Genomic DNA, 24533 nt, shown 5'->3' with positions numbered 1-24533 from the left:
AACCCCAGAAAATTTGTCTACAGTCACCAAAATCCTCTCTGGCGGCTATTTTTAGCGTCTACAGCCGAAAATTTGGCGCTAAAAAATTGTAGATTGTGTAGACGCACTCTTGAGTAGTTATCGCCGATGTCGTGAGCATCGACACTTCCACCCAAGTGGCGCTTATTCAAGCTGTAATTTAGCTCTAAAGCGTTGCCTACAGCCTGTAGATAGACTGTAGGCAAACTGTAGGCATTACTTTGACCACCTCCAGCCGAGGCGATCGCCACTATCTACCACTTCCCCCAAGCCTTTGTCAGCAAGGGATTGAAAGAGAATCCTGATGTTCTCAGGGTCGTCTTTCTTAAATTGCTGGCTTGCTTGCTGGAGTACTCGGGCCTTCAAAATCTCCCCTGGATGCTCTTGTCCCCAAGTGACGATGATTTGCTCGTATTCATTAAGGTCTTGAGGCGATCGCACCTCCTCATTTCCCCCGCCGGAGTTTTCCGGCTGCACCATGCCCCCTGCTCCCCAGTTGCTCAGGTCAAGCTCACAGGGTTGGTCATCGACCATAAACCGCCTTTTACCACCAGCTTTCAACCACTGCTCTAGTTGAGGATCTTTAAGTTTAGTCTTGGCGTGGTCACGCCCAAACTGCCCCAAACGCACGAGACAGAAGCAGCTGTAGAGCGTGTCTTTATCACCTTGTAAGCCGAAATTTTCAGCCGTGTCATTTTGAGCTAACGCGCAAATAAACTGCTTGTATCGCCTACCCCGTTTGGCGTGGCGTTTTATCCAGGTAGCGGCGTGGTCACACTCATCTACTAATATTGGGAACTCCTCAGCAATTAGGAATCTCTCACGACCTGCGATCGCGTTATCTCCCCCCTCTCCGCGAAGCTCTACAAGCTCCTCTAAGGTTTTGAGGTCATTACCCATCGCGGTGTCGATGGCTTTGAAATTTCCTTTTCTGCCAATGACATCAGATTGATCCAGCCATGCCCAATCATCCGGTTTAGCGTCGCTGTCATAGACGACTACACGACCGCCAATTTTAGAGGATAGATACTGGGTAAAGGTTGATTTCCCATCGCCCGTGCCACCGACTAAAGCAACGTGCTTTTGCTTTTTCTGGATGTACTCAACTGGATCGGTGATTAAGTTCTCTGGTTGCCAATTGGTGTCAAGAGTGCCAACAGTCAGCGCTAACTGTGCTGTCGGTTGAGTATTGGCTCTTGCCCACGCCTGGAAATTTACCCGTGATGCTCGGTCGATATCGCCGAGTGATTCAAGAAGAAGTTTAGCTGTTTGGCGATGTCTGCGACCGACTTCTAAAGTAGCGACCGACGCACCCAACATCCACGGCTTATACTCCTGCTTTTGGCTTGCCCCCAGGAACAATAAGCCACAGCTGACAGCTAAACTACTCCAGCATGACCACTTGGCGCGGCTGTACATCTGCAAGTGCTGGTGCAATTGGGATGGGTGTAAATCACTGCTCATATCCCTAGCAATACCCCCACTGCAACCAACCCAACCCGTAACAGCAGAATATCTTTGATTTCTGGCACTACTTGCCGCAGGTAAAGTGTGAAAATTCCAGCGATCGCTAACACCCCCAACACCCCCAGGCGGATAAAACCAGGTATGGGTATACTTACCCAGCAACTACTTAATAAAGCCGGAATCGCCACTGTAGAAGTAAGGGTATAAGCCAAATCCGGCAGATTGTCTGGCAGTGCGATCGCCTGAATCCATCCCTTCCTGAATTCCTCTAGCCGTGATGGTTCTGCTGTACTAGCGACTGGGGAATACCCACCCCTTTCGCTCGGAAGCTCAACTACAATTTTTTGCTCATCTGCCATACTGCACCTCGATTTTGAGGTAGAAAGGGCGGCTACCCTCCGGCTTGCACAGGGTAATGATCGCAATGATTAGAGCGCCAATGATGCAAATAAGAATGCTTACTTGATTCACTCTTCCCCCCAATCGCTGTACTTGCCGTAACCGCTTGTTTCGGTGAGTTTGTCTGATATTCGGTTGATAACTTCGTTATCACTGGCGGGTAGTGATTTTCCTTGGAGGTAGGCGGCTGAGATTTCGGCGCACTCCTCTTCAGTTGCACCATTGCCTAGTAGCTGCCCCTCTGGGAAGCCTACGCGGTGAATTTCGTTACTGGGATTTGGTTGTTCAGTCATATAATCAATGTGATGTTTAGTTTTCGTAGGCGGAGACTAATCTCTGTGGGCGATCGCGTATCTGTGCGGATGGCGGCCGCCCTAATAATCAACTTTTGATGCAGTGGTGCTGTTGAAAATGGTTACGACCCAGCAAGGCAAAGTCTTTCGCCTTGTTGGACTAACTTCGATGGGTTGACGAGTGTCAAGGCAAACCGCCCGCCCGTCGTTAAGCTTTACGTAAAGGGTTTTCCCTGTTTTTGTTCGAGAGAATAGTTGCCCAGTTGACAAGGTTTCAAATATTACCTGAGTTTTCCCTACTACGTACTCAGCCTGGTGAGAATCGAACCCCTCGGAGAGCGGATCGTCTGCCATCTCTTTCCACTGTCTCGGTCTTCTGGTTTTAGCTTCAGCATTACTGGCTGATTTACCGTTAGTAGTGGCTCGATCTGTGGTCTGTTGGTCGGTCATAGTGGGTGACGTGTGCCTCGATAGTGGGTGATGTGTGCCTCATAAGTGGGTCGATAGTAGGTGATATGTACCTCGATATTGGGTGACGTGTGCCTTGTGTTGACTTAAAAACGACATTTGTCTATTCGCTAAAGTATTGCTGTATAAGCATTTCGATGTTTTGGTCTTTTGGTGCTGCGCTACAATCTCCTTAATTGAAATTTGAACTAGGCGATCGCTTTGTAGAGGGCATCGCCTTTTTACTTGGAACCGCTAACCCCGCGACGCTACGACTTACGGGTGAATGCAGTTGTCAGTTGTCGGTTTCCCCTAGCAGGTCTTTGGTGTTCGCTCAGTGCTGGCAGGCTGCTATCTCTGCCTGGTTTGGGGTGGTATATCTTAGTTTTGTTCAGACATAACTAATGCTAGTATAATGTACGAATGAAACCTGTCAAGCATTCTATTCGTACAGAAAAAGTTTCGTTCATACAATAAAATGGGGGTGTTGTTGTGGTATATGCGAATGGCCAGACCCAAGAAACTAGCAGAAGATTCAATGCGGGCAACTTTTTGGATCAGCGAGAAGGACTGGGAAGAATTCAGGCTTCAAGCCGAATCTATGGGGCTGAACCGCTCGGATCTCATCAGGCTAATAGCTCAAAGGAAAATCCCTTTGGGCGAACAAACAAATACAGAGATACTCCTCCTGGGAAAATCCTAGAGCGGCTCAAATTGATCGAGGGTAGATATCTATCTCATCTCAAAAAACTTGAACAGCAACTAGAATCCAAGCTAGATGAAACCAAGGATGAAGAGGAAAACTTTAAAACCGCTATTCAAGAACTTGAAAAAGAAATTTATGATTTGGTATCCAACTCAGAGAAGTTAGAGTCGCCTAACGGAAATAACAAACACAACGAATAAAGCCGTCCTGCCTATTCTGGCAAGGACGGCTTATTCATGGATATGTCGCCTACTTAGTAGCAGGCGACGCATCTGTGACTATTCGGGATTGAGTTGCGAACGAAGATCATCTAACGGTGATTCTGTCCCAGGCACTTTGTCGGGAGTGAATTCCACACGATAACTGATCACTAGTTTTAGCCTCCCCTTCTGCCAATCTTTTCCCGGTTGGAGAACCTCAGCACCAACGCCGTCACATCCCGCAAGTTGAGCAGTCCAAACCCTGTAATTAGGAAAATTCGACTTTATAGCTTCTCCGATGTGTCTGTCTATCTCCTCAAACTTCAAAAGCTTAGTATTCACGAAGCTCATCTCTGGATTGATGCTGATTACTTCATCGCCAGTCAAAACTACTGGGTTATTCATTTCGATTTTCTTATTCCGTAAACGACATGGCGGATTAAGCTACGAACTTCATCCGCCTTCCCTAATCTTTCCCACAGACCACCAAGGATAAAACCAATGATCAGAGCTAAATTCACCTGTCAGCAAAATATTCTCAACCACGAAATCCAGACAGCAGAAGTTATCCTCACCCCAGTAACCACCAACCCACCCAATGAAGAAAACCTAACTTTCTGGCAAGCGACACCAGCCGGTAACATAACCCTCCAAATCACCAACCCACAGGCATCGTCTCAATTCTTTGTTGGGACTAGCTATTACGTTGACTTCACTGCTGCGTGATGGAGTGCGATCGCTCTTGCCCAATACCCAATGCCCAACACCCAACACCCAATAACCAATGAGTACACAGGAAGAACAGATAAAAGCTGCGATCGTGGTTTATGGCGACAGGATTGCGATCGCGCCCCCAGAATTGAACAGTGCCACAGAGCTTGCCTGCTACAAGCTAAACCAATTCGTTGATTACATCTCCACCCTGGACCGAGAACTAGAACGGCATGAGGCGATCGTCATAGCATCAGTAATTCTAGAGTCTTTACCCGCATTGCTCGAAACAGACTCAGAAATAATTGCTGGGATAAAAGCCGAGTGTCAAGCATTGAGAGGCAAGCGCCAATGAGTAACGAAATCAAAGTAACTATCTACCGTTCCAAGCGAATACCTAACATTTACCGCCCACCTCTGGGCTTACCTCTGAACTGGAAGGACGAGACATCAGGAGAATTGCCCCGTGCAGTTTTCAAATACTTTAGTACCCAGTGCTTAACCGCCGACGAAATCAGCCTCGTAGCTGAATACTGCCAGCATTACATCAACGCCCCTTGCTGGGATGCCACAGGAGGATTCCCCGACGAACTAGCAGCGCTGCGCCAAACAGCCAATTCACTTTCTAGCGTTGGGGAGATTGGACAGTGGATTAATGCCTGCCTTGAAATTGCGATCGACCCGTTTTAACCAAAATTACTAAGTCAAAAAGGAAGTAAACATCATGACAGATACGCAACAAAAAGAGGTAGCAGCAACTACCCCTTCAAATAATAATAAAAACATCAATAACACCTCTAATTATAACACGGGGATACCAGAACATATAGATAAAAAGCACTGGGATGAGTGGATGATTAGCGGTGTCAGAAACAAAATAATATCAAAGAATGTAAGCTCAATTAAAGACCCTTCAGAAGTAGACAAACTTCTGAATAGAAACAATAAGTCAAGGTGGAAGCATTCAGATAGCTTGATACCTTGTTGGTCAGTTCGTGGTGTAGATCCACAAACTGGAGAGCCTACCCTGCTTGGCGTTCAAGTAAAACCAGACACACCCATACTGGATAAACAGGGTAAGTTAAGAAAATACTTAGGAGCAAGTGATTATGAAGCCGCGCCGTTGTTTCTAGAGGTTGAAAACCCTACCTTTTGGCAAGAAATAATTGCCGATAAATTACAGCCAATTATCATTACAGAGGGTGCTAAAAAGGCAGGCGCAGGACTATCAATTAGTTACCCTACTATATCGATTCCTGGTGTTTCTACTTGCAAAAAAAATGGTAGACTGCACGAGCTACTCAAGCTATTTGCTGGATATGGCAGAACATTCTATCTGTGCTTTGACAATGATGTGATTGTCAAGAAACCAGTACAGAATGCCATGTTAGGAATGGCCAAGGATTTATCAGCTACCGGTTCCAAAGTCATGATCATTGAACTTCCACCCGGAGAGCTAAAAGGCATGGACGATTTTATCAGTCAAAACGGCAAAGAAGAATTCGACAAGCTAGTAGAGAACGCTAAAACCATCGAGGAGTGGCGTAAACACCTTGAAGAAGAATGGGTCAAGCAACAATTAGAGGATGGCGAGCAAACCAAATGTAAACTAAAACGCCAATTTGAAATTATCCGCGACGGCTGGGGAGATGGTTTACGCCTCAACCAGATGAAAAACCACATCGAATTAGCAGGGCAAGCCCTTGACCTAGACCAAATTCGCCTACACATGGTTCTCGAATTCGAGGAAGCTGTACCAATTGGGGATGCTCAGGCAATAGTCAGTATGCTTGCTAGCCAGAAATCTTATCATCCAGTTGCTGATTATCTAGAGAATGTTGCTCAAGCTTACCCAGACGTAGACACAAGCATCCTAGACAATCTAGCCACCCGTTATTTTGGCTCTGACAACGAACTACACAATATATATATGAAGAAAACTCTTATCTCAGCCGTTGCTCGAATTAAGCAACCTGGATGCAGGGTTGAATCTGTGCCTATCCTTGTTAACCCACGTCAGGGAATAGGTAAGAGTACTTTTTGGCGAAATCTCTTTGGTGAAGATTGGTTCTCCGATGACATGGGAGATGCCAACGAAAAAGACGAGAGAATGAAGCTTCACAACTTCTGGTGTCTTGAGTGGTCTGAGTTTGAGAACGTTTACAAGAAAAAAGATGTCAGTGCCCTGAAGAAATTCATCACCACTAAAACCGATAGCTTCAGAACTCCTTACGCTCGAACCGTAAAGGAGTATCCGCGCCGATCTATTTTGGTGGGCACTACGAACGAGCAACAGATACTTGCTGACCCCACAGGCAGCCGTCGATTTTGGGTAATGCCTGTTAAAGGTGCGATTCCAGTTGATCAGGTAGCCGCCGAGAGAGATTTACTTTGGGCCGCCGCCTACGCACTCTACAAAACTGGGGAGAAATGGCAGCTGTCCTCAGAGCAGGAGGAACTCAGGGAAGAACTAAACAAGGATTTCCAGGTAGTTGACCCCTGGCTTGAGAAAATCCAAGCGTACCTCGAAGGCAAAGATTTGGTGACACTTCCTGAGTTATTCAATGTTCTAGAAATAGAAGTGGCAAGGCAAGATATAGGACTATCCAAGAGAATTGGTGCTGTCATGAACCGATTAGAGTGGGAGGATGAGCGCAAAAGATCATCTGGGAAATGGGTGAGACAGTGGACAAAAAAAAATCAGAAAGTTGGTTTTTTCACTGGATCATCTGGATCTACGGGATCAGCTTCTGAATGCGTAGCACATAATACGAGTTTAAAATATACTTACCCTGACGGTGGTAACCACGAAATAGAAGGGAATCCAGAGGTAGCACAAAATACGGTATTAAATAATACTCTAATCTATGGGATCAGCCCTACAGACAATACACAGCAAGAACTACAGCCGATAATTTCACAGCCTGATCCCGTAGATCCAGTGAAAAAACCAACTTTCCAGAAAATTTTTGAGAGAGATCAAGAACCAAATTTCATAGAAAATATCATTCAGCAGGAATTCTATGTAGGTCAGTTCGCTTGGTCTATCTCTCTAGACAAAGAAGTGCGAGTCACCAAAATTTATCCCTCTGTCAAAAAAGCCGATGTGATTATCGCTGGTGATCCAATTAATAAACCGCGATTGCTCTACAGCGATCTGTGCCCAAGCAAACCAAAGTTTTTGAGAGGTGATGAAGTAGAGGTGCTACTCGGTGAACACAAAGGCAAGGCTTTGATAGTGGATTTTGCAGAGAAGGAGCAGTACTGGCTCAGAAAATCAGTCAAAGGTTTCCAATCTCCTATTGGCCCATTCGACCCTGAGCAATTGAAGCTGGTGAAAGTTCGCTGAATTTAACATGGCTAAAAATCTAATCCGCATTCAGTGCCCCGTTGTCACGGGTGGCGCACTTCCCGCAACGGCTGGTGAAGGTTTAGCCAAGCATCGTCATTGCCTTGCATGAAAAATGCGATCACACGTTTTAAAAGATGGGAGTGTGATCGCAAATCTAATGAGGTTAGGTGTTATTAACCTTGCCCAGGCTATCCGCTCCAGGCATTGTTTGTCCAACTCCCCAAGTGACAAAACTTAATTTTTGTCACACTAATTTTTAAAAACTCTTGGCGGTGCTTTAGAGATTAGCTTAGATTAGAATAATTTCACTAATTTTAAATATGGCTGAACCAACTTTACAACAAATTTTTGGTGCTAATGCTACTCAAACTAGCACTACAATCACAATTACAAAAGCCGACCTTCCCAGATTGACACCATCGGCAACCAATACGGCTGAAAGCTTACTTACGGGAATTCTTTTAAAAGCTGAGGAACCGCTATCTCAAGCTAATTTTGATAGTAATCTTGACCAATCAATATACATAAGCGATGGATTTCCTAGCTTTACCAACCGAGGCGCTAATAATGATAAGTATAGGGTTGATCAACTAACAATTAACCTAGCCAAGCTTGATACATCATCAGCAATAGATCCTGATGACTACTAATTTATATTCTTTTTCTGCTGCTCAATTGTTTGGCAAGAGAGTGTATCAAGATGCAAACGTTCTCATAATCCAAAAATCTGACTTATTAAGATTAAATCCTCAAGCAGACAATACCGCAGAAAGTTTACTGACAGCAATCTTGATTACAGCACTTTTGAATTTCAAAGGGATAGTTACAGACGAAAATGATCAAGCAATTACAGATGAGAATAATCAAGCGATTGAATTTGATAATTCTGATAGCTTCGATTTACTCAAGATGATTAGTTGGCAACCATTCACAACTAATCGAAACAACCAAAAATACATCACAAATCAAATTATCACATTCCTCTATGCCCCTAGTTAATGATTACCCAGAGATTTTACAATTATCAGATGGGGATTTTCTTTTAGCTTGGAATACTGCCTCAAACACTACAGTAAAAATTAAGGCTTCTACTCTTAAATCTTACATTGGCAGTAGTACTCCGCAAACACAACCACAAGTTGCTACAAATATTGCAAGCCTCGCAACTCCTACAGCTTCTAGTTTTTATAGCGATTCGTATTCACCTGCTAAAGCTATTGATGGAAACGCTGCAACAGATTGGGCATCTTTAGGACAATCAAATCCTTGGATTCAACTTGATTTTTCTATATCTAAAATTGTTTCAAAAGTAAGACTTTCAGATAGACCCAATACAGCAGAAGCCGCGAATGCAGGTACTCTAACCTTTAGCGATGGTAGTAGTATCAACGTTGTAGGTATAGACGATACTGGGATATTTAAAGTCATTGAATTTCCTCCTAAAACTATTACTTGGGTACGCTTCACCGTAACAGGTGGAACGGGGGCAAACGTCGGTTTATCAGAGTTTGAGGTATGGGGTTATTGATGTGTCATATTGCAAACTTGAAGATAAAACGGCTACTGTGACTTGGCATTATGGCAACGGTGAAAAAATGACTTTTATAGCCAACACCGTGCCAATTAACGTCTTAGTGGGTAGTGAGAATTATGGATTTTGGACGGTTGATACTTATGACGATATAACTCAGTCTTACGTTGCTCACTACAACGGTACAGAAGCTGATATCCCTGAAACCAATGGACGGACACTACAGACAGTTACGGGTAGGGTCATATCGACTGATTCCACAACGGTAGCTGGAAGCGTGAGAATAAGAAGTGCTTTTTTCACTCCATCTACTTACAACGCCTATATAAAAGTGCTAGACGTTAGCGGCAAACAGATATTTCAAGACTCTAGCTCATCATCCACACCCCCAATTTTTAAGGTAGCTTGCGGTACATCGTGCCCAGATGGATATTGTAAATGTGAAATTCCTGAATATCCGGGCTATTGTTGTCTAGATTGTGCAGCTACGGCTACAAGTATTCGCCTTATTACTAATGAATTGAGGTCTAAAAATGGCTGATACATGTGCAAGTTTAGCAATAGAAATTGCTGCACTTAGGGCGGAAATAGCTCGCATTCCTAGAGTTGATGAAAATGCAATTGTAAATCGCTCAGTCAAAGCTTCCGAAGCAAGTATAATTCCTCAAATTCCAGCAATTGCAAGCGGAATTGCAACAGCAATTGCATCAGGGTTAATTACTCCTCTTCAACCAAAAATTCAAAATGCTGTTAATAAAGCTTCTGAGGCTTTTGGATTAGCCGAAAAAGGATTTGCTAAAGCTTCTGATGCTGAAATTGCAGCTTCTTTAGCAAAAGCTAAAGCTGCTACAGCAGAAGGAACGGCAGCAAAAGCAATTAGTGATTCTGCAATAGCTTCTAGAACTGCCATTAATGCAACAGGCGAAATATCAGGGTTAAAAGGAATTGTTGAAGGGATAAAAGGTAGGCTAGGACAATTGGGAGCCGCTATTTCTAAGCTTGAAAGTACTGTTGGTGAAGCCATTGTAAAAGCAGCAGAGGCAATAGGAATTAGTAAACAAGCATTATCAGCTACGGCAAGATTAGCAGGTAGAATTGTCGAAATATTTAATGTCATCGGCACGATATTCACACTCATTGAGCAATTAGAAACACTACGCATTCTTGGCGACCGCATTGACGCTGTAGAAAATATGGTGCAAGCACTAGGTAATGATGTATCTGGCGTTCTTGGTAAGTTGTTAGGTCTTCAAGGTCGTATAAGCCGCAATGAAGCTTCAATTTCAGAAGTAAGAGGAATTGCCGTGAATGCGCGTAGCCTTGCCGATGCAGCTAACCTTACCGCCTCTACAGCAAGGTTAGCAGCAGGGAGGGCACAAAACACAGCAGATATTGCGATCGGTATTGGTAGGCAAGCTCAAGTTACGGCTGACGGTGCTGTTCGCAATGCAAACCAAGCTAATGACAACGCAACGACAGCTTATCAAAAAGCTAGAGAAGCTGAAAACATTGGACAAAAAGCGTTAAGACTGGGCGGCGAAGCTTTAGGTAAAGCAGGAGAAGCACTTGGTACGGCACTCACCGTGCTAGCACTCTATCAAACAGTGAGAGGATTGCGCGGATTACAAGGCGCTCCGGGTATTCCTGGGCCAAAAGGTGAAAGAGGATTACAGGGTATTCAAGGTATACCCGGCCGCGACGGAATAACAACAGTAGTGACTTTACCCGGCACGCCTGGGCGGCAAGGTGAGCGAGGATTACCCGGTATTAGTGGGTTACCCGGCAGAAATGGCAGAGATGGATTACCCGGCAAGGACGGGAAGGACGGAAAGGACGTGAACCCAGGCGATTTGGCAGGATTAAAAGCCTTAATTATTCAGCAACACACTCAAACAAGACTTAACAGCACGACGCAACACACGACTACAAGAGCGAGAATTTTAACGCCAATCTTGGCGGCATTCGCCCCAATAGTTGCTTTGCTAAAACAAATTTACGATATCGTTTCTAAATTCAGTGATGCGGCACAATTAGCACTGCTAAACATAATTAATAATAAGTTAGGCAAACAGGTAACAGGCGGTTTATCACAATTCATTGAAACAATTGCTAAAAATACTTATGTTGAGAAAGCTTTGAGTGTTCTCACATTCGCCGTTACTGTCCACAATGCGTTCATGTTGTCAAATAACCTCGCTCAAACATTGGGAACCGTCATCGACCAATGCTTAAGCTTTATCGCTCCCAAAGGCATCGACGGACAGCCTATAACTATTGGCGATGCATTAGGAAAGCTTGCTCACGAAATAATTGCAGATACCATTGGGGAAGCCAACTATACAAAAATTACTGAAGAGTGGGCGCTAGCAAATAGAATTTATCAAGCGACTACTAATGTTTTTAATACAATAGGTAATGCAGTCGCAGTAATAACTTCCGGGATGGAAGTTATTGGCGGCAATATTGCTAAGGTTGGCAATGCTTTAAAAATATGGGGTGTACTTGGTGAAAGAGCCTATTCATGGATGAATCCACAGCCTAATCTACAAGGTAAATTTTTTAATCATTTAACAGGTGCGACGGATGCCCTTAATACAATCAATGCAGTTGTAGCGGTTCCTTTGGCAGTCACCCAAGCAGTAATTGAGGTAAACTCAGCCCGAACAGCATTACAGCAATCTCTAAATCAAGAAGACCCCAAAGACAAAAATGGACAGCCGCTTAGAGATGCGCTCGGTAATCCACTTAAATATGAACCTGGGGTAACTGTTCCCGATCCAACAAAAACAATTCTGGCAGAAGAGCAAGCAAAAGCTGATAGTACAAATATTCTTGTAGCAACAATTGATGATTTATTTGATGCTGGGGAATGAGGTAACAAAAAATGGGGAATTACATTCCAGCAAGGGACGACCAAGGGAGACAATTACCTCCGACTTCTGATATTCCAACTGGTCAAACACTAACTCCAAGCAATCCGATTATCACAGCGGCTACACCACCGGAAGATAAATTACCTGATAATTTTAAGCCATTTGACCATTTACAAAAAGTCTATATCCCTCAACACAATGCATTAGTAAAGAAATATTTTTCTGATCATCCTGAAGATTGGAAACCTAATGTTGCTACAGCCCGTAGTAGCTTGCGTGTCGCTTGTACTATGCTTGATGATGACAACGAAGCAATAATGAACTTGAGACATCATTTATTATTTGATTTGTTGGGATATGGTAAAAAAGATTTAGGTGTTTTTTATGGCATTCCTGCCGAACAGTTTCAAGAGTCTGTTGTTGGCAGGCCACAAGTATTTTTGTATTTTACTCAAGATTCCGCTAGTATTCCTGAAGGTGAAATAAAAGTAAAAGCGGAATATTCTTTTCGTCTGATGAACGAAACGCCAGCGACAATGACCCCATCAAAAGCACTAGCGATAGCAAAAGAAGTCAAGAGTCAGTTTGTTTTAAATGGGCAAGGAATAGTTTTTACAAAAGGGAAAAATATTTACAAATACTACCATGAAGAGCATGGTTATCGCTTACAAATCTATGGAAATACTGAAACTGATACACAAGATATAATTACCCGTCTTTTAAAATGCCAAAATATTCCATACGATGAAAATAGATTAGTAGTTAGCATCCCCAAAAAAGCTTCAATTACAAATCCAACTGAGACAGAATTGGTCTATGGTGCCAAAAAGAAAAAGCCAAGATACAGACCTATTGTTAATGTCCGTTTTAGGTATGCTTATTTATATTTACGGGGTAAAGATAGACCAATTTATCTAGTTGATACTACTGGAAGGCATTATCAAGCACTTGCTTAAACTATAGATAAGTTACCTAATAAACAACTCATAGAAATATAATTAGCTAACTATTTATTTCTTTTTTTTTAATATAAATTAAGCGCTTGTTATTTGTATATATGTAGTATCTAACCTAGTAGAATAGAAATTGATTATAGTTTAAAAATAGATAATTTTACTTCTTTGACCTGTCGCTGATGATATTAATTTATCAAGCCAGTGTTAAAGTCTAGAAAATATACGGAAATTTTAATTTTACTAAAGTTTCTTTTCTAAGTGATAATGCATAGTGATTAATCTGATTAGAGATAATAGGCGATTTCCTCTGAATCACAATGCTTAATTCAAAGCACAAGTATTAAAGGTTCGTTAAATAAACTAAAGCTAAAAAAAAAGTATAAAACTAAATAACAAGCTCAAAAAACAATTATGGCTAACACACGAGAGAGTTACTACATTTCAATAGCAACAGGAATTGCATTTAAATTTTCTGGCACTAAGACCATCTATACTACAGCAGTTTGTACTTTACTTGGTATTACTCCAACTGCCCCAGCGAATGCAAAAGTTTTCACTGGTGCGGCTTCCACTTTTGGAATTAGTAAAATTCGTGTCAAGTATGTTAAGTCTGGGACTGCTGGATCTGACACAGCCGTTTATGCTACTGGGAATGTGCTTGTCGCTCCCGCAAAGCTCGAAGATGCCTTAGCTGGATTATCTGGGCAGAATTACAAAGGCAAAGATATAACAGAAGCCTATTTAGCCCGTAGAAGAATTTATGTCTAAATTAGTGACTATCTGTTAACTCAATTAGTAAATTAGACTTTCATTCTTCCACTGCTTCTAAATTTCAAGATTTTCACGCTCTCAAAAAAGAGGTATTTTAATGTCAAAGTTCGTTATCTCCGTTAATGATGCCGAGGACAAATTATTAGGATATTATTCTTCCACAACTACCTCAGATGGCTTGCTAGCTGAGGATTTAAACGAGGCTAATATTTTCCTGACTAAATCTGATGCTCGGAGCGTAGCTGGTCGGTATCAATCGTTAAATGCTGACAATGATGTGTCTGTTAAAGAAGTTACGGTAGCTGTCAAGCTCGCATAATTCAACTTCGTTATAGGGTGATGGAGATGCAACTAGATGAAGCTTAATTGGTCACTGATACATAGTAGCCACAAAAATATTAACGGCAATAGTTCTGAAATCTCTATCACTCTAACGCTTACAGGTAAATATATTATTGTATTTACTGACAGTCTTGGAGCTAATCCGGCATGGTATAAAGCAGGTTACTTACTGCCATTTTTTGATGATAGTAGTATCGGGAGAGTCTACGGTAAAAGTAGATTTTGTGGACTTAGACGGTACACTTTTATGAAACTTACTGATTGGGAATTTCTTAATAATTTTGCTTTTAAACCTGTACCTTGGTTGGTAGATATTCAGATAAAAATCTGGAGTACGGCTGATTATGCACTTTATGATCAACAAGACAGAGTAGAAGACAGGGTAAATGAAGTTTATAACTTCTTGCAAGATAAATGAAACCTGTTCAGCCAAATCTAATTTTATTAGTTAATAATAGTCAAGGTTTTGTCGTAACCCTTGAAGGCACTAGCCTGTTTCTAACTATACTGATATCTAGTTGCGCTTTATTGGGAATCTTTATAAAAATAATTACTAAGTTCAACTCTATCACGGCTGAAATACGTGATTTAAGAGAAGATTTAGGTTCCCACTCTAAAGCGGAAGGACATCAACAACTATTAGAACAAACTAGAATTATTCAAAAAGACCTTATTAACTTTGACAAAAAGTTTGATTTGCACTTGCAAGACTATCAACATTATAAAGATGCAAATCTTTTAGCTTATAACGGCATTAATGAAAAGATTAATCATACCTGGAGCAAGACAGAAAAGCTATTCATAGAGCATAAAGGCGAAATCAAGGAGTTACAACAATTCCTTAAGAAGGAGCAGAATTTTAAAATTAGGGGATAAATACGAAAATTCCCTGATGCTGGATCAAAGGAATTTCCGCATCCTAGAGTAACCCTCAAATTAACTCTATGGATGCTTCTACTATAAGCTTAGTTTTTCAGGTTTTCCTTCCTGTGATTGTTATCGCTGTGGTTTCACTTGTAATTTATTTCCTCATGCAAGCGCTACCAGAAGATATGAAGGATTTTTTAAATTTAGATTTAACCAATCCCAAGAAAAAACGTAAGTAATCAAAATTTTTAATAATCTATGTCTAAATCAACTTTAAACACGCTTTCTACTATTTTTGGGTTAATTGCTGGCGGATCTTCTCTGCTTGGCAGCGCTGGGGTGATTAATCACGGGGTTTCTGGCACTGTTGGCGGAATTGCTACTGCTATCCTTGGCTATCTGGTACAACAGCCTGCCGCAGGTGAACAGCAGCCACAGTCTAAATAATTAGAGTGCGGTAATCTCCATTTTGTCACTTGGACGGCTCTAACTCTATGTAATGTGTCGGTGATAAATAAATTGCTGGCATTCCTTCTTCTACTTGGTGATAGTCGATTATGCTCCATTCCATATCGATTATCCAAAAATGGATTGCATCGAATGGATCGCCGTCAACTTCCGCGATAATTTCCAAAGCTTCTACCCATTCGTCTGATTCTTCCTCCTCGGCTGGGGTCATTTCAAGATATTCAATTTTATAAAGCGGATATTCTCGATCGGGCATAATTCCGTTTTTTTCGCTTGATAAGCTTGGACGCTGGAGATTGAGTAGCGGGAGCAGTCCAGAAAGACGAGTCACCAATATCGCCGCACCAAGGGCAATACCATTCTGTTTCATCTTCTTCTAGACACCAGTTTGGTACTGCACCTCCGCAGCAGTAGCAATGTACTTTGATTTTTGGACTAAGAAAATTATTAATATCAGAAAAATAACCTTCGTAATACATAATTTTAATCATCCACTACTCTAGAAAGCTTTAATGCTGGCGTTTCCGACTCTATCCATAAAACCTCATCTCGTTTAATAATTATCTGCCAGCCGCACTTAAGGCACTCAAATGAGTATCCTTCATCTAATAAATCTTCTCTCATTTCATCCACACTGCCACAGTTTGAGCATAGGCGCTCATTCATAACCGCCTCAACCTCTACCATCCTTTCGTTGGTCATAATTCCTATTTTGTAACTTGGTCGTTTACAAAACCCCACCCTTTACATAAGGGGCAAAATCTTTTTACTAGCTTTCTAGTATCTCTCCAAACTTTCCCGCTTCCCTTACATCTGGGGCATCTTGTTTTGAATTCATCAGTCATAATTCCCTTTTCGTAACATGCCTGCTGTAACGCCTATGGTATCGTTCCCAATGAGTAGCATTTGAGTAGCGCTATCACCACAGGTTTTGAGCGTAAATGGTCAAAAATCGGTCAAGATAAAGATATGATTTTTAAAAACCTAAGCCGATGATGGGATTTGAACCCACGGCCTGCTGATTACGAATCAGCTGCTCTACCACTGAGCCACATCGGCGTACACAATCTAAGAGTATAACATGATTTAATCATGGTAGATCAAAATCGCAAAAATCGCCTTAGCCCTGAACAGTACGCCAGCCTCAAAGCAGAAATAGCCGCTCCTTATCGCGGCTTACGACAATTTTTCTACATCGCTTTTGGTGCTTCTGGCTCACTCGGTGCATTCGTCTTTTTCTTCCAAGTGCTTGCCGGACGCAATATTGAGAGTGCTTTGCCAAGTTTAGCTCTCCAATTAGGAATAGTTGCCCTAATGGTCTTCCTTTGGCGCTGGGAACATCGACGGCAACGAAGCACGCAATCCGGTAAAAATCCTAATTCTTGAAGGGAGAAATTTTAGTTGTTAATTTTTTATTGTTTTCCTTTAAAATATCTTTATATTCTTCAAATTTTTTAATGCTTTGATGAAGATAAAAATATCAACAAATAAAAAATAAAAAAATTATTAGGAAATTCCAAAAAGCAAAAATTCCTGAGAAACTAGAAATCGTTGAAACGGGGTCAGCCAATATAAAGACCCTGACCATAAAACCAACCATATTCAAATGGGGTCAGCTATATTTAAAGACCCCAAATTTTATTTTGAAAAACCCCTAAAATTAAAAAGCTCACAATTTTGAAAGCGCCAGACTGATAATTTGTTAGTCTGGCGCTTCAATTTGCTAACTAGTACAGCACGGCGGAAATAAACCACCCCTTTCAAATATCTAGAATTCTTGCGAATTACGAATTACGCGCAGAGGTACCAGGCATTTACTGAACAGTTACCAAATAGGATGAAGGAATTGCTTGGGCACGTCCAGCATTGACGAGTGCCTGGTAAACAAAGGCAGCAACTTCGGCTCTAGTCGCTTCCCGATTAGGATTGAGTTGCTTCGCTGTGGGATAGTTGATCACTAGTTGCCGTGCAGTTGCGGCAGCAACAGGAGCGATCGCATAATTAGGAATCTGGGCAGCATCAGTGTAAAAGGAAATGACATTCTGATTATTACTCGCAGTTAAGCCCAAACCATTAGCTAAAGATACTAACGCCTGCACTCTGGGAATTTTTTGCTGTGGCTTAAAAGTTCCATCGGGATAACCAGAAACAAATTCACTCTGGTAGGCAGATTGAATTGCAGAGTAAGCCCAGAAATTGCTTGCTACATCCTTAAATTTAATTACTGCGCGTTTGGTTGGTGGTGTTAGGGCTTTAGTGACAATAGTGGCGAATTGAGCGCGGGTTACAGGATCATTGGGTTTAAAGCTGCCATCAGGAAAGCCAGCAATAATATTTTGGGAGGCTAAAGCTTCGATGTAGGTTTTTGCCCAGTAATTTGCTGGCACATCTTTAAAGGCGACAGGCCCTCCAGGGGGTACGTTAACAGTTGCAGCAACGAAATTTACTGAGCCGAAAATCTTTTTCTGATCGATATCGTTGCCAACAGCGACAATTTGACCTGTTTTAGTAGCGTTGTTCACATCATAACGAGTGTTATTGCGAATAAGATTTCCACCAGGATTTTCGTTGGTGCCAAGGTCGGGTAAAGCGTTGACAGTCGCTACTACACCATCCCGCTTATTGTTCTGAATGACATTCTTACGCAATATGGGCTTTGCTGATTCGGAGATATAAAGACCGTCTTGGTTTTGGATAATTTGATTTTCCACAATTTGGGGTGTGGAAGTACCACCGATCGCTAAACCAAAACCAGTATCCTGAAATAAGTTATTCCTGATTTGTCCTTGGGCAGTTCTAGTAATTGAAATCCCATTCCCTTTGTTTTGCACAAAGAGGTTACTTTCAATAGTGGGATTGCCTGTACCCGTGACAAAAACACCCTCTCTGACACTGTTAGTAAAAGTACTGTTTTTGATAATGGGATTAGTTGACTCCACCCACACACCCGTACCCCGGCTATTTGGGTTGGTGACGGTGACACCTGCGATCGTGGTATCTTGATCGGCAAGGATAGTAATGTCCTGTCTGGCAAAGCTGCGACTTGTGTAAAAACCTCCACCTGTAATCAATATTGCCTGACCTTTAGTAGCTTCATCACCCCGTAATGTTACACCTGGTTTAAGCAACAGTGGGAAGGTTTCGCCACTTTCCTGGTTATAGTTCCCAGGTGCTAATTGAATAACTGCACCTGGTTGGGCTTGACTGAGAGCAAAACTTATGCTCTTGTAGGGTGCAGTTGAGGTTGCACCAGCACCAGCACTATCTGCACCAGTTGCTGGATTGACGTAAATCGCTGCGGCAGTTGCAGGAGCTTGCGCTGTAAGAGTTGAGGCGATACCTTCTGGGTGAGTTGCACCAGCATTAACCTCATCAGGTAGTAGTATTGAGCCACTAGAAACAACAAGCATTGCCGTTAGCCCGGCCCCCACGCGCAAAGTATATGTAAGATGACTGCTAGAAAAATGGCGAAAAATCTCCAATGGAGAAACGTGAAAACCCCGGTATTTCATTTTTTTCGTCTGTGATGTGCTGAATTACAGTGTGTCGAACAAGGTTAAAGATAGCAAGCAGCCTTGTAGCTGCTGTAAAACCCATGCAAAACTATACTGGATGATTAGCACTGATTCAGCTAAATTCCTTAGATAGATCACAGAACTTATACATTAGTTATATTTTTTTATTCATAAAACTCTACTAGTACTCTGTCAAGCAAACTTTGAAGGGTAAAAGAACGAACTATAGAGGCACAGAGGACACAGAGTCAGAGAAAAAAGATGTTTATTTAAGAAGTTTTTCACGCAGTAAACTTGCCTTGACAGACTACTAGTACAGCACGGCGGAAGTTTATCAACCTTTAATAAGGGGATTTTGCCCTAAGTCTTGTTAATTGATATGGTAAGTGGATTTTCGCTGCCCACTGTACTGGGGGCATTCGGGATGAGGCGGATGTATTGTCTTATCAACAAGTCTCTCCTAGCCTTGTCTAAGCGCTCATCCTGCCTACTGAACTGTTTATTTTTTAGTATTCCCTAAAGCCAGATGCCGCAATTCATTGTGCTGGAATATCATCACAGCAAAAGCAAACTTATTAGGAATCGGGAGAAATGCGTTTTAAATTTTTGGAGCTGCGTCGCACTTTAGTTTTAGTAGGTAGTACCTGCCTTCTACTTTTGTCCACTCCTGTCTTTGCTGCGGAAAGAGTAGTGCTAAATTATGGTATTTTTCGAGAATCACTTTCAGTCCAAGAGCTATCGACTTTTGCCCAAACAGGTGAACTTTCAAGTTCACTACGAATTAATTTGGCTTTGGCGCGACAAGATCCCAAAGCCATCCGTCAGTACTTGACAGAGCCAATGAAGGTAAACCTTGTATTTTTAGATAAAGTGCTAAATAGCCAGATTGGTAATATTATTTTGGATCAAATTAGTCAAGTTATTTATACACCGTCTCACAGAGCACATCGGCAGGCTTTGCGAGCCGCTTTGGTACTTTCTGCAAGTCAAGACGGGCAGGTGTCGCTAATCGAAATTATTAAGAATTATCCCACAAATGAAGTCGAAGTTGATGGAAAACGCTTGCAGGGTGCATACCGTCAACTCCGCCGCTTGCAAACAAGCCTACAAGATTTATTTGGTGTTTAGTAAGCTAAAGTTTCTAAAGTTTCCCTTAAATACCGTTGTACCTGCTGTTCCAAGCGAATTCCGTGTAATTGAGCATCACGTTCTAGTTGCCAGCGTTGAAAACCGGAACTAGTGGAGATCGCACATTTGAGGCTATACCAAATTTCAGTATCAGCAGAAAATTGGCGATCGCTAGAAGCTGGAATTTGAGTCATAGTTTCTCATTCCTTTATTTTAACTTCAACGGTAATTGGGCATAGGGCATTGGTTATTAATATATTCTCCCCTGCTCCCCGTGCTACTTATTTATAGCCCTTTTAAAGTTAAATAATATACTTTATGGGCTGCTATGAATCTTTATTAATCCTAAACAAAGATTCCAACAACCGGGGCACGATTTGATTAACCCGTACTCCTAAAATCGTGAAATCCTGCTTAATCTTTTCTAAAGATAATGGCTCTATGCCAGCGAATTCTGTGTCATTAGTCACTAAAACTCGCATTACACTCACAGGTATTTGTAAAAATAGATTGCTGCCTAAAAATGCTAACCCTGCAAGCACGAGTGCAACACTACGCCATTGTGGGAGAAATTTAGCTGAATTTGCTACTAATGGGGCAATTTGGTAAAGCTGCCACAGCACCCAAACCGACAATACTGCTGCTACTAATGCCAGGATACGATTTACCTTTGTATTAATTAAACAGAGAATTTTTCGCTGCCGTTCGGTCAGATTTTCTGGCTTTAGGGCTATTCCTAAAAGAGCAAATATATAAAAAGGGCGACGCAACTGCATCCATAGCAAAGGGAGAATACCAATGGCAGCAACTAAAAATAGTTCCATCCAGACTGGTAAAAACGGCTCGCCTACAGACAGGAAGAATAAGCAGAGGACTAAAAAAACAGGCAACGTCGCTAATCCAGCGACGTGAATCCACAAAATAGGTTCAGAGCGAAATGAATGCATATATAAAAAGTTATGAGTTAAGAGTTAGGAGTTAGGAATTAGCAGTCTTTAACTCCTAACTCCTAATTGATCACTCCTAACTTCTAACCATTTTACCCTCAACACTACCTTGTTAAGGTGAGAGTGCGGCGCTTCGTAACCATTTGATAGGCTTCGATGATGTCACCTTCAACCCAATCATTGAATTTATCCATGCCGACACCGCATTCATAACCGGCGTTGACCTCACGGGTATCTTCTTTCATCCGTTTTAGGGAGTCAAGGACGCCTTCAAAGATCACCTTACCGCCGCGTCGCACCCTAACTTTACAGTTGCGAACTAGCTTGCCAGATTGAACGTAGCAACCGGCAACAGCACCGCGACCGACTGGGAAGACGGCCCGGACTTCGGTTTGACCCAAGGGTTCTTCCACCAACTCTGGTTCCAAAAGACCTTCCAAGGCATCTTGGATATCTTCTAAGAGTTTGTAGATTACGTTGTATTCACGAACATCTACACCCGCTTCATCGGCAGCTTGTCTAGCGCCACTAGCAAAGGTGGTGTTGAAGCCAATAATTACAGCGTTACTGGCAGCTGCTAAGTCGATATCTGTCTCGGTGATTTCCCCAGCAGTAGCCAACAGCATCCGAATTTGGACTTCGTTTTGTGGGATTTGCTTGAGCGCTCCCACAATGGCTTCCACGGAACCTTGTACGTCTCCCTTCAAGATTAAGTTGAGTTCTTTCAACTCGCCTTCTTGTGCTTGAGCAGACAAGGTTGTAAGGGTAACACGACCCTGTAACAAACGGGATAGGCGTTGTCTGTCGGCGCGATCGCTAGCGAGCGCTCTGGCTTCTTTCTCGTTATGGAAGACCTCGAACTCGTCACCTGCTGCTGGCACATCGCTTAAACCTAGTACCTCGACGGCAAAGGAAGGAGAAGCAATATCTACTCTCTTGCCTCTGTCATCTACCATCGCCCGGACTTTACCGAAAGCCGAGCCAGCTACCAAGATATCTCCCACATGCAGGGTGCCATTCTGAATTAGCAGGGTAGCAACTGCTCCCTTGGCTTTATCCAGATGTGCTTCAATTACAGTTCCTTTGGCGGTACGGTCTGGGTTGGCAGATAGTTCTGCAACTTCTGCTACCAAGAGAATCATCTCTAAGAGCGTATCCAGGTTTTCACCCCTGATGGCGCTCACGGGAACCATAATTGTCTCACCACCCCAGTCTTCTGAGGTTAGACCATACTGGGTGAGTTCTTGTTTAACGCGCTCTGGCTGTGCCCCTTCTTTATCAATTTTGTTGATTGCAACAACAATTGGCACTCCCGCAGCTTGGGCGTGGCTAATGGCTTCAATGGTTTGAGGACGGACACCATCATCGGCAGCTACTACCAACACAGCAATGTCTGTTACCCGCGCTCCTCTGGCCCGCATAGCTGTAAAGGCTTCGTGACCAGGAGTATCCAGGAAGACTATCTGCTGTGGTTTGCCCTCATGTTCCACATCCACATGGTATGCACCAATGTGTTGAGTGATCCCACCAGCTTCGCCAGCAGCCACTTTTGTTTTCCGGATTGAGTCGAGCAGGGTTGTTTTACCGTGATCTACGTGACCCATAATTGTCACGACTGGCGGACGGCGGTGGAGATATTCTAGGTCTTCTGCGCCGACCATTTCTGTAATTTTCCGAGCTTCTGCTTCTCGCTCGACGGTTTCGACTTCTATCTCTAGTTCTTTTCCTACCAGGGTAATTGTGGGAATATCAAGATTTTGGGTGATACTCACCGCCATGCCTTTGAGGAACAGGATTTTAACAATCTCTGTATCGGGAACGGCTAAAACGTCAGACAGTTCTTGCACAGTCAAGGGGCCTGTGATCGTGACCTTTTCGGGGCGATCGCGCTTTGTATCGGCTTCTTGTTGGCGACGGTTATTGTGATGGTCACGGCCAGAACCAGATTTAGAACCAGGTTTTCTACTTCCTCTAGCAGTTGGGGCGCTAGCAAGGCTTGCACCTGGCATCTGCACAGGTCGAGTCGCTTTGGGTTTGGGAGGACGGGCAATGGAAAGGCTGACTTGGACGGTGGCTGGTGAGTCTAGATCGTCATCATCTAGCAAATCTTCTTCAAACTCATCATCCAATATCGGCTTGATCCGCTTGCCTTTAACGCCAGCTTTAGCCTTCTCTTTAACTTCGTCAATTATTTCCTCTTCTACCCACTTTTTGCCGCCTTTGGTGGGGCGAGGCGGAGTTGGGCGTTTCAAATCGAGGAGATCGGGTGCGACGACTGGCTCATCACCCAATCCTTGAGATTTGCCCGCTATTCCTGACATCTGCCTGGGTGGAGTAGCGATCGGCATTGCGGCTGCTACTGCTTCACCAGGGCGGGCTGGTCTGGGTCGTTGCCCCTCTCCTAGTTGCGATGGTGCAGATGGTCTACTGCCCCTCTGCTCTGGTCTGGTGGGTGCGGGTGTAGGACGACTTGTTCTTTGTGGTGCACCTGGTGGAGACTGGTCAGTTGGCAGTTTAGCAACTCTGGGCTTAATTTGTTCGCGATCGCCTTCGACGGGCCGTTGCCGTTGATCGCGTTTAAGAATCGGTTTATCTGCCTGAGATACTGGCTCATCTGCCACCGGAGCTTCTTCCGCCGCAGGTCTTGGCGGTGGGGCAGCTAATTGCGGTTTGATCGGTTTTTCCGCTTTCGGTCTAGGTGGAACTATTTTTTCTGGTTTTTGGGATGCTGTTTTTTCCGACGCCTGATTTGGATTTGGCGTTTGTTCCAAGTCCGTGACAGGAGGTTGCTCTTGAGTCTCTGATTGAGTCCGGGGCACAGGTCTAGTTGGTGCTGCCGGCTTCATGGGTGAGACTGGTGTAGCGAAAGGCCGTGGTGGAGAGGGAGGGTTAGCTTCAGACAAGGCAGCTTGGGTATTGGTAGCAACTGACGCCTCAGAGGCGTTGGAGGTAGTATTTCTCAATATTTTGGGTTTGCGTATTTCCAAAATTTGCTGTTTGTGGGGTGCAGCAGGTCGGGCAGATCCGCCGTTTGGTGGTGAGTTTGGTTTATGGCTTGTTGTACGTAGTTCCTTTTTGGCGGAGACATTCGTCGCTGCGAGTTTTTCCGCAGCCATGCGGATGTTTTCTGCCTCGGATTCTGAAATCGTGCTGCTATGACTTTTGACCGCAATATCGAGCTGGTCGCAAATTGCTAGTAGCTCTTTGTTATCCAAATTCAATTCCTTTGATAATTCATAGATTCTAACTTTGCCGTTGTTCATCCACTCTTCCCCTTTAATTTACAGTTTTAGCGGATGGTTGCCTGGTTTGCGACATCTCCATCCTTGGATTACTGTTTTTAGACTGCCGTTCAGTTTTTGCCGGTGCCTCCAATCAGGAAAGAGAGATGTTTCGGTTTAATAATGGCATCCCCACCAGGAATGATGGTTGAGGGACACCCATAAAAATTTTTTAAATAAAAGATTTTTATAGGAACCCCTGACGCCGAACTGCGCCTGAGCGCTACCAGGTTGCCATTTTGTAGTTTCTTGTTTTGGTGA

32 protein-coding genes and 1 tRNA gene are annotated in these 24533 nt (G+C 43.2%); 20 read left to right on the top strand and 13 right to left on the bottom strand.

From position 1 onward, the window contains the following. Positions 1 to 23 precede the first annotated feature (23 nt). The 5 genes from V7K25_RS24640 to V7K25_RS24620 form a co-directional block, all read right to left on the bottom strand. On the bottom strand, positions 24 to 269 hold the full coding sequence (locus V7K25_RS24640) for a hypothetical protein (RefSeq protein ID WP_335161471.1): 246 nt from the start codon (positions 267 to 269) through the stop codon (positions 24 to 26). Further along, positions 235 to 1482, bottom strand: coding sequence for a hypothetical protein (locus V7K25_RS24635; protein WP_335161469.1), 1248 nt, complete (start codon positions 1480 to 1482; stop codon positions 235 to 237). The genes V7K25_RS24640 and V7K25_RS24635 overlap by 35 nt, the downstream gene beginning before the upstream one ends. Next, positions 1479 to 1844, bottom strand: a complete 366-nt coding sequence (locus tag V7K25_RS24630) for a hypothetical protein (RefSeq protein WP_335161467.1) — start codon at positions 1842 to 1844, stop codon at positions 1479 to 1481. Before V7K25_RS24630 ends, V7K25_RS24635 begins: the two co-directional genes overlap by 4 nt. A gap of 108 nt (positions 1845 to 1952) precedes the next feature. Further along, on the bottom strand, positions 1953 to 2177 hold the full coding sequence (locus V7K25_RS24625; RefSeq protein ID WP_335161465.1) for a hypothetical protein: 225 nt from the start codon (positions 2175 to 2177) through the stop codon (positions 1953 to 1955). An 81-nt stretch (positions 2178 to 2258) separates the two neighbouring features. Then, on the bottom strand, positions 2259 to 2627 hold the full coding sequence (locus tag V7K25_RS24620; protein ID WP_335161463.1) for a hypothetical protein: 369 nt from the start codon (positions 2625 to 2627) through the stop codon (positions 2259 to 2261). 194 nt (positions 2628 to 2821) lie between these two features. On the opposite strand from V7K25_RS24620, the gene V7K25_RS24615 reads away from it, so the two are divergent. Continuing rightward, a complete protein-coding gene (locus V7K25_RS24615) occupies positions 2822 to 3025 on the top strand; it encodes a hypothetical protein (protein WP_335161462.1) in 204 nt (67 codons plus the stop codon). A 91-nt stretch (positions 3026 to 3116) separates the two neighbouring features. Beyond that, positions 3117 to 3530: a hypothetical protein gene (locus tag V7K25_RS24610; protein WP_335161460.1), complete on the top strand. Its 414-nt coding sequence runs from the start codon at positions 3117 to 3119 to the stop codon at positions 3528 to 3530. A 78-nt stretch (positions 3531 to 3608) separates the two neighbouring features. Here the strand turns inward: V7K25_RS24610 and V7K25_RS24605 are convergent, their stop codons facing one another. Next, positions 3609 to 3935 (bottom strand): KGK domain-containing protein, encoded by a 327-nt coding sequence (locus V7K25_RS24605; protein WP_335161458.1) that lies wholly within the window; start codon positions 3933 to 3935, stop codon positions 3609 to 3611. Between the two features lie 96 nt (positions 3936 to 4031). Here V7K25_RS24605 and V7K25_RS24600 point away from each other — a divergent pair, with 96 nt between their 5' ends. The 16 genes from V7K25_RS24600 to V7K25_RS24525 all read left to right on the top strand — a co-directional run bounded on the left by V7K25_RS24600 (position 4032) and on the right by V7K25_RS24525 (position 15380). After that, a complete protein-coding gene (locus V7K25_RS24600; RefSeq protein ID WP_335161456.1) occupies positions 4032 to 4256 on the top strand; it encodes a hypothetical protein in 225 nt (74 codons plus the stop codon). Between the two features lie 58 nt (positions 4257 to 4314). After that, entirely contained in the window at positions 4315 to 4596 is a 282-nt protein-coding gene (locus V7K25_RS24595) for a hypothetical protein (protein ID WP_335161454.1), read from the top strand. Then, a complete protein-coding gene (locus V7K25_RS24590; RefSeq protein ID WP_335161453.1) occupies positions 4593 to 4931 on the top strand; it encodes a hypothetical protein in 339 nt (112 codons plus the stop codon). Before V7K25_RS24595 ends, V7K25_RS24590 begins: the two co-directional genes overlap by 4 nt. 34 nt (positions 4932 to 4965) lie before the next feature. Then, positions 4966 to 7590 carry a VapE domain-containing protein gene (locus V7K25_RS24585; protein WP_335161451.1) on the top strand — a complete coding sequence of 875 codons (2625 nt, stop codon included), beginning with the start codon at positions 4966 to 4968 and terminating at the stop codon, positions 7588 to 7590. Positions 7591 to 7913: 323 nt separating this feature from the next. After that, entirely contained in the window at positions 7914 to 8243 is a 330-nt protein-coding gene (locus V7K25_RS24580; RefSeq protein WP_335161449.1) for a hypothetical protein, read from the top strand. Then, complete coding sequence (locus tag V7K25_RS24575) at positions 8233 to 8592, top strand: hypothetical protein (protein WP_335161447.1); 360 nt, start codon at positions 8233 to 8235, stop codon at positions 8590 to 8592. Before V7K25_RS24580 ends, V7K25_RS24575 begins: the two co-directional genes overlap by 11 nt. Then, complete coding sequence (locus tag V7K25_RS24570; protein ID WP_335161445.1) at positions 8579 to 9121, top strand: discoidin domain-containing protein; 543 nt, start codon at positions 8579 to 8581, stop codon at positions 9119 to 9121. The genes V7K25_RS24575 and V7K25_RS24570 overlap by 14 nt, the downstream gene beginning before the upstream one ends. 1 nt (position 9122) lies before the next feature. Next, on the top strand, positions 9123 to 9665 hold the full coding sequence (locus V7K25_RS24565; RefSeq protein ID WP_335161443.1) for a hypothetical protein: 543 nt from the start codon (positions 9123 to 9125) through the stop codon (positions 9663 to 9665). After that, on the top strand, positions 9658 to 11997 hold the full coding sequence (locus tag V7K25_RS24560) for a hypothetical protein (protein ID WP_335161441.1): 2340 nt from the start codon (positions 9658 to 9660) through the stop codon (positions 11995 to 11997). The genes V7K25_RS24565 and V7K25_RS24560 overlap by 8 nt, the downstream gene beginning before the upstream one ends. A gap of 11 nt (positions 11998 to 12008) precedes the next feature. Next, positions 12009 to 12953, top strand: coding sequence for a hypothetical protein (locus tag V7K25_RS24555; RefSeq protein WP_335161439.1), 945 nt, complete (start codon positions 12009 to 12011; stop codon positions 12951 to 12953). A 411-nt stretch (positions 12954 to 13364) separates the two neighbouring features. After that, positions 13365 to 13721: a hypothetical protein gene (locus V7K25_RS24550; RefSeq protein WP_335161437.1), complete on the top strand. Its 357-nt coding sequence runs from the start codon at positions 13365 to 13367 to the stop codon at positions 13719 to 13721. 100 nt (positions 13722 to 13821) lie between these two features. Further along, on the top strand, positions 13822 to 14043 hold the full coding sequence (locus V7K25_RS24545; RefSeq protein WP_335161435.1) for a hypothetical protein: 222 nt from the start codon (positions 13822 to 13824) through the stop codon (positions 14041 to 14043). 36 nt (positions 14044 to 14079) lie between these two features. Further along, positions 14080 to 14484, top strand: a complete 405-nt coding sequence (locus tag V7K25_RS24540; RefSeq protein ID WP_335161433.1) for a hypothetical protein — start codon at positions 14080 to 14082, stop codon at positions 14482 to 14484. Beyond that, positions 14481 to 14942, top strand: a complete 462-nt coding sequence (locus V7K25_RS24535; RefSeq protein WP_335161431.1) for a hypothetical protein — start codon at positions 14481 to 14483, stop codon at positions 14940 to 14942. Before V7K25_RS24540 ends, V7K25_RS24535 begins: the two co-directional genes overlap by 4 nt. A 68-nt stretch (positions 14943 to 15010) precedes the next feature. Then, positions 15011 to 15172 (top strand): hypothetical protein, encoded by a 162-nt coding sequence (locus V7K25_RS24530; protein ID WP_335161429.1) that lies wholly within the window; start codon positions 15011 to 15013, stop codon positions 15170 to 15172. A 19-nt stretch (positions 15173 to 15191) separates the two neighbouring features. Further along, positions 15192 to 15380: a hypothetical protein gene (locus V7K25_RS24525; protein WP_335161427.1), complete on the top strand. Its 189-nt coding sequence runs from the start codon at positions 15192 to 15194 to the stop codon at positions 15378 to 15380. A 25-nt stretch (positions 15381 to 15405) separates the two neighbouring features. Here the strand turns inward: V7K25_RS24525 and V7K25_RS24520 are convergent, their stop codons facing one another. The 3 genes from V7K25_RS24520 to V7K25_RS24510 all read right to left on the bottom strand — a co-directional run bounded on the left by V7K25_RS24520 (position 15406) and on the right by V7K25_RS24510 (position 16460). Continuing rightward, entirely contained in the window at positions 15406 to 15771 is a 366-nt protein-coding gene (locus V7K25_RS24520) for a hypothetical protein (protein WP_335161425.1), read from the bottom strand. 113 nt (positions 15772 to 15884) lie between these two features. Next, on the bottom strand, positions 15885 to 16103 hold the full coding sequence (locus V7K25_RS24515) for a hypothetical protein (RefSeq protein WP_335161423.1): 219 nt from the start codon (positions 16101 to 16103) through the stop codon (positions 15885 to 15887). A 285-nt stretch (positions 16104 to 16388) separates the two neighbouring features. Next, a tRNA-Thr gene (locus V7K25_RS24510) sits at positions 16389 to 16460 on the bottom strand. Positions 16461 to 16493: 33 nt separating this feature from the next. On the opposite strand from V7K25_RS24510, the gene V7K25_RS24505 reads away from it, so the two are divergent. Further along, a complete protein-coding gene (locus V7K25_RS24505; protein ID WP_335161421.1) occupies positions 16494 to 16787 on the top strand; it encodes a DUF3493 domain-containing protein in 294 nt (97 codons plus the stop codon). A gap of 428 nt (positions 16788 to 17215) precedes the next feature. On the opposite strand, the gene V7K25_RS24500 is transcribed toward V7K25_RS24505, so the two are convergent. Further along, a complete protein-coding gene (locus V7K25_RS24500; protein ID WP_335161419.1) occupies positions 17216 to 18913 on the bottom strand; it encodes a DUF1565 domain-containing protein in 1698 nt (565 codons plus the stop codon). Positions 18914 to 19507: 594 nt separating this feature from the next. Here V7K25_RS24500 and V7K25_RS24495 point away from each other — a divergent pair. Continuing rightward, the gene (locus V7K25_RS24495) at positions 19508 to 20044 is read left to right on the top strand and encodes an alpha/beta hydrolase (RefSeq protein ID WP_335161417.1); all 537 of its coding nucleotides are present in this window, start codon (positions 19508 to 19510) and stop codon (positions 20042 to 20044) included. On the opposite strand, the gene V7K25_RS24490 is transcribed toward V7K25_RS24495, so the two are convergent. From V7K25_RS24490 to infB, 3 genes are all read right to left on the bottom strand, one after another. Further along, positions 20041 to 20238, bottom strand: a complete 198-nt coding sequence (locus tag V7K25_RS24490; protein ID WP_229492072.1) for a hypothetical protein — start codon at positions 20236 to 20238, stop codon at positions 20041 to 20043. The genes V7K25_RS24495 and V7K25_RS24490 overlap by 4 nt on opposite strands. 132 nt (positions 20239 to 20370) lie before the next feature. After that, on the bottom strand, positions 20371 to 20991 hold the full coding sequence (locus V7K25_RS24485; protein ID WP_335161415.1) for a low-complexity tail membrane protein: 621 nt from the start codon (positions 20989 to 20991) through the stop codon (positions 20371 to 20373). A gap of 104 nt (positions 20992 to 21095) precedes the next feature. Continuing rightward, the gene (gene infB, locus V7K25_RS24480) at positions 21096 to 24254 is read right to left on the bottom strand and encodes a translation initiation factor IF-2 (protein WP_335161413.1); all 3159 of its coding nucleotides are present in this window, start codon (positions 24252 to 24254) and stop codon (positions 21096 to 21098) included. Positions 24255 to 24533: the final 279 nt, after the last annotated feature.

The sequence above is a fragment of the Nostoc sp. genome (assembly GCF_036919495.1).
Lineage (GTDB): Bacteria > Cyanobacteriota > Cyanobacteriia > Cyanobacteriales > Nostocaceae > Nostoc.
Note: the sequence above shows the minus strand (reverse complement) of the source record. Positions and strands in the feature narration are given on the sequence as shown.

What these genes read in the sequence shown, in the direction of transcription:
- V7K25_RS24635 (WP_335161469.1), bottom strand. Translation starts at nt 1,482, where the DNA reads ATGAGCAGTGATTTACACCCATCCCAATTGCACCAGCACTTGCAGATG.
- V7K25_RS24630 (WP_335161467.1), bottom strand. Translation starts at nt 1,844, where the DNA reads ATGGCAGATGAGCAAAAAATTGTAGTTGAGCTTCCGAGCGAAAGGGGT.
- V7K25_RS24625 (WP_335161465.1), bottom strand. Translation starts at nt 2,177, where the DNA reads ATGACTGAACAACCAAATCCCAGTAACGAAATTCACCGCGTAGGCTTC.
- V7K25_RS24620 (WP_335161463.1), bottom strand. Translation starts at nt 2,627, where the DNA reads ATGACCGACCAACAGACCACAGATCGAGCCACTACTAACGGTAAATCA.
- V7K25_RS24605 (WP_335161458.1), bottom strand. Translation starts at nt 3,935, where the DNA reads ATGAATAACCCAGTAGTTTTGACTGGCGATGAAGTAATCAGCATCAAT.
- V7K25_RS24600 (WP_335161456.1), top strand. Translation starts at nt 4,032, where the DNA reads ATGATCAGAGCTAAATTCACCTGTCAGCAAAATATTCTCAACCACGAA.
- V7K25_RS24595 (WP_335161454.1), top strand. Translation starts at nt 4,315, where the DNA reads ATGAGTACACAGGAAGAACAGATAAAAGCTGCGATCGTGGTTTATGGC.
- V7K25_RS24590 (WP_335161453.1), top strand. Translation starts at nt 4,593, where the DNA reads ATGAGTAACGAAATCAAAGTAACTATCTACCGTTCCAAGCGAATACCT.
- V7K25_RS24585 (WP_335161451.1), top strand. Translation starts at nt 4,966, where the DNA reads ATGACAGATACGCAACAAAAAGAGGTAGCAGCAACTACCCCTTCAAAT.
- V7K25_RS24580 (WP_335161449.1), top strand. Translation starts at nt 7,914, where the DNA reads ATGGCTGAACCAACTTTACAACAAATTTTTGGTGCTAATGCTACTCAA.
- V7K25_RS24575 (WP_335161447.1), top strand. Translation starts at nt 8,233, where the DNA reads ATGACTACTAATTTATATTCTTTTTCTGCTGCTCAATTGTTTGGCAAG.
- V7K25_RS24570 (WP_335161445.1), top strand. Translation starts at nt 8,579, where the DNA reads ATGCCCCTAGTTAATGATTACCCAGAGATTTTACAATTATCAGATGGG.
- V7K25_RS24560 (WP_335161441.1), top strand. Translation starts at nt 9,658, where the DNA reads ATGGCTGATACATGTGCAAGTTTAGCAATAGAAATTGCTGCACTTAGG.
- V7K25_RS24555 (WP_335161439.1), top strand. Translation starts at nt 12,009, where the DNA reads ATGGGGAATTACATTCCAGCAAGGGACGACCAAGGGAGACAATTACCT.
- V7K25_RS24550 (WP_335161437.1), top strand. Translation starts at nt 13,365, where the DNA reads ATGGCTAACACACGAGAGAGTTACTACATTTCAATAGCAACAGGAATT.
- V7K25_RS24545 (WP_335161435.1), top strand. Translation starts at nt 13,822, where the DNA reads ATGTCAAAGTTCGTTATCTCCGTTAATGATGCCGAGGACAAATTATTA.
- V7K25_RS24540 (WP_335161433.1), top strand. Translation starts at nt 14,080, where the DNA reads ATGAAGCTTAATTGGTCACTGATACATAGTAGCCACAAAAATATTAAC.
- V7K25_RS24535 (WP_335161431.1), top strand. Translation starts at nt 14,481, where the DNA reads ATGAAACCTGTTCAGCCAAATCTAATTTTATTAGTTAATAATAGTCAA.
- V7K25_RS24530 (WP_335161429.1), top strand. Translation starts at nt 15,011, where the DNA reads ATGGATGCTTCTACTATAAGCTTAGTTTTTCAGGTTTTCCTTCCTGTG.
- V7K25_RS24525 (WP_335161427.1), top strand. Translation starts at nt 15,192, where the DNA reads ATGTCTAAATCAACTTTAAACACGCTTTCTACTATTTTTGGGTTAATT.
- V7K25_RS24520 (WP_335161425.1), bottom strand. Translation starts at nt 15,771, where the DNA reads ATGAAACAGAATGGTATTGCCCTTGGTGCGGCGATATTGGTGACTCGT.
- V7K25_RS24515 (WP_335161423.1), bottom strand. Translation starts at nt 16,103, where the DNA reads ATGACCAACGAAAGGATGGTAGAGGTTGAGGCGGTTATGAATGAGCGC.
- V7K25_RS24505 (WP_335161421.1), top strand. Translation starts at nt 16,494, where the DNA reads ATGGTAGATCAAAATCGCAAAAATCGCCTTAGCCCTGAACAGTACGCC.
- V7K25_RS24500 (WP_335161419.1), bottom strand. Translation starts at nt 18,913, where the DNA reads ATGAAATACCGGGGTTTTCACGTTTCTCCATTGGAGATTTTTCGCCAT.
- V7K25_RS24495 (WP_335161417.1), top strand. Translation starts at nt 19,508, where the DNA reads ATGCGTTTTAAATTTTTGGAGCTGCGTCGCACTTTAGTTTTAGTAGGT.
- V7K25_RS24490 (WP_229492072.1), bottom strand. Translation starts at nt 20,238, where the DNA reads ATGACTCAAATTCCAGCTTCTAGCGATCGCCAATTTTCTGCTGATACT.
- V7K25_RS24485 (WP_335161415.1), bottom strand. Translation starts at nt 20,991, where the DNA reads ATGCATTCATTTCGCTCTGAACCTATTTTGTGGATTCACGTCGCTGGA.
- infB (WP_335161413.1), bottom strand. Translation starts at nt 24,254, where the DNA reads ATGAACAACGGCAAAGTTAGAATCTATGAATTATCAAAGGAATTGAAT.